This is a genomic window from Tunicatimonas sp. (assembly GCF_049647865.1).
Lineage (GTDB): Bacteria > Bacteroidota > Bacteroidia > Cytophagales > Cyclobacteriaceae > Tunicatimonas.
Genome location: NZ_JBARYM010000608.1, coordinates 1 through 2,499 on the forward strand (window position 1 = coordinate 1; position 2,499 = coordinate 2,499).

At 41.9% G+C, this 2,499-nt stretch carries 1 protein-coding gene and 1 pseudogene; one reads left to right on the top strand and one right to left on the bottom strand.

Features of this window, described 5'->3' with window-relative positions; genetic code table 11:
* Positions 1-1,753, bottom strand: a 1,753-nt coding sequence (locus tag WBA23_RS17805; protein ID WP_424583636.1) for an alanine racemase, incomplete at its 3' end; no start/stop codon positions are given.
* A gap of 208 nt (positions 1,754-1,961) precedes the next feature.
* Here WBA23_RS17805 and WBA23_RS17810 point away from each other — a divergent pair.
* Positions 1,962-2,499, top strand: a pseudogene (locus WBA23_RS17810) (DUF4097 family beta strand repeat-containing protein); the annotation flags it as partial.

Consider the following 2,499-nt stretch of genomic DNA (forward strand, 5'->3'; position numbering starts at 1 on the left):
ACATAAGATGAATCGGGAGGCGTTTAGCTGAATTATCTAAATAAGCTGTGAATTGATTAAGCAGTTTAGTGCTATATATCTCAGGCTCGAGCTGATAGTCTAACATTATTTCAAAAGCTTCTGGCTCGGGGTTAAGTACTAAGATCGGGGTACGGATGCCGTGTTCGCGCAATCGTACTCCTTCGTCGGCGTAAGCTACTCCTAAATAATCTACCTGATGAAATTGTAAAAGATTAGCAATCTCAAATGCTGCCCCGCCGTAAGAAAAAGCTTTCACCATGACCATAATTTTGGTAGATGGGGCAAGCTTACTACGGTATTGATTAAGATTATGTGTGATGGCATCCAGATTAATCTCCAGCACCGTACTATGAATTTTTTGCTGCAATCGGCGAACAATACGCTCAAAGTGAAAAGTCCGGGCTCCTTTAATCAAAATATTCTCCTGAAAAAATTGATCCGAGGAAAAAGCCTCAAGAAATGCTTCGGTATTATAATAAAAACTGGCTTCAACAGACAATGATTGGAATAGGCTTTGCTGTTGATAAATTTCGGGACCAATACCGATCAGTCGGTCAATTCCTTTTTGTAATAGAAGATATGAAACCTTTTGGTACAAAATTGATGAGCTTTCTCCGCTTTGTAAAATATCCGATAGTATGACGGTATGCTTTACTTTCTGCGATTGTTGCTTTAGAAAATCCAAGGCTAATTGTAAGCTAACTAAATCATTACTATAGCTATCGTCTACTAAATAGCAATGATTGATGCCTTGCTTCCATTCCAGACGCATTGAAACCGGGCGTAATTGCTGAAGAGTATCTCGCCACTTTTTTAAATCATACTGATGATGAATACCAAAAATCAGCGCCTGGGTACTATTTTCCAGCGAAGCTTCGTCGCGGAAAGGCACCACAAAAGTCCAATGCTGTTGGCTAGCTGACTCTCTAACCATTACTTCTGTATTGACTTGCTTTTTGTTCCACTGGATAGAGTATTTAGCCAAATTGTCAGTATCCGTCGACCAAGTGCAGCATTTCTCTTCGACGAATTTTGCTTTTAAGACTTCATCAATTAGCGAATAATCTTTACGATAAATGATGGTACTAGCTGAGCCAAAAAGCAAGGCTTTCTCTTCAACTTTCTGCCTTCGGCTGGTGAACCCTTCATCGTGCGGTGGACCAATATTGGTAAATATTCCTATATCCGGTTGCACTACTTTTGCTAACTTACCCATCTCCCCTACCTGCGAAACTCCTGCTTCAAATACTCCGATAGTGTGAGCGTCATTCATTGTCCAGACCGAAAGTGGTACGCCGATCTGAGAATTATAGCTTTTGGGATTACGAACAACTCGTTCGGTAGTCAGTAATAATTGACTAAGCCATTCTTTTACAATAGTTTTGCCGTTACTTCCGGTAATTCCTACTACCGGCACAGAAAATTGCTGACGGTGATGCGCGACTATTTGTTGCAAAGCGGCTACAGCATGAGACACCACCAATATATTAGCTTCGGGCAGAATACCTTCGGGAGGTTGCTCAACCACAAATTGACGAACGCCTCGCTTGTAGAGCTCACCAATATACTGATGCCCATCGTGCCGTTCGCCTCTAATAGCAAAAAACAAAGAAGCCCCATTCTGAATACCACTGCGGCTATCAGTCAGTAGATATTGAACCGGCTGACTTGGATGAGGATTTTGAAAGATTTCTCCTTGAGTGACAGCGGTGAGTGAAGCGAAAGTAGTCATCGTATTTTGTCTAAAACTTATTATCTAATAATTAGATTTTTCTTGTTAATGGTTATACCTAATAACTGTCCGAAATTGAACAAAGCTGTTCGCTTCCGCACAATCTGTAAACATAAACCCTTTAATAAAAATCTGATTATCAACAATATAGCATAATGGCATCTTACTTGAAAATAGATAGTCACTGAGAAACTAAAACAAAATAATTATGAAATTAATCCAACTTAGCTTAGGCCTATCGCTGGCCATTTTAATCACTTTGGTTTCGGCCAAACCGGCTGACCAAGATCCTTACTTATCTAAAACATTCACCATGGACGGCAGAGGCGATCTTATGGTTCGTACCTCCGGGGGCAGTATTGAAGTAACCGGACAGAGCGGCAACCGGGTTGAAGTCGATATGTACGTAAAAAAGAATGGTTCCTGGGGCGGCTGGTTCAGCAGCGACGATGATAACGAAGATTTAGCCGAATACCTGGAAGATTATGAGATTGATATTAGTCAAAACGGAAACAAAATTATTGCTTCGGCCAAGCGTAAGGGCAGCGGTTGGGGGAACAATAAGCTTAGCATTTCTTTTAAGATTCGCGTACCGGAAGATATGGCGACCGATCTATCTACGAGTGGCGGTTCCATTGCCTTAGCCAACGTAAGCGGGAGCCACGACGTAAGCACCAGCGGCGGTAGTCTGAGTTTTGAGGATGTAACTGGCACCACCGAAGCACGTACTTCCGGCGGCAGTATTG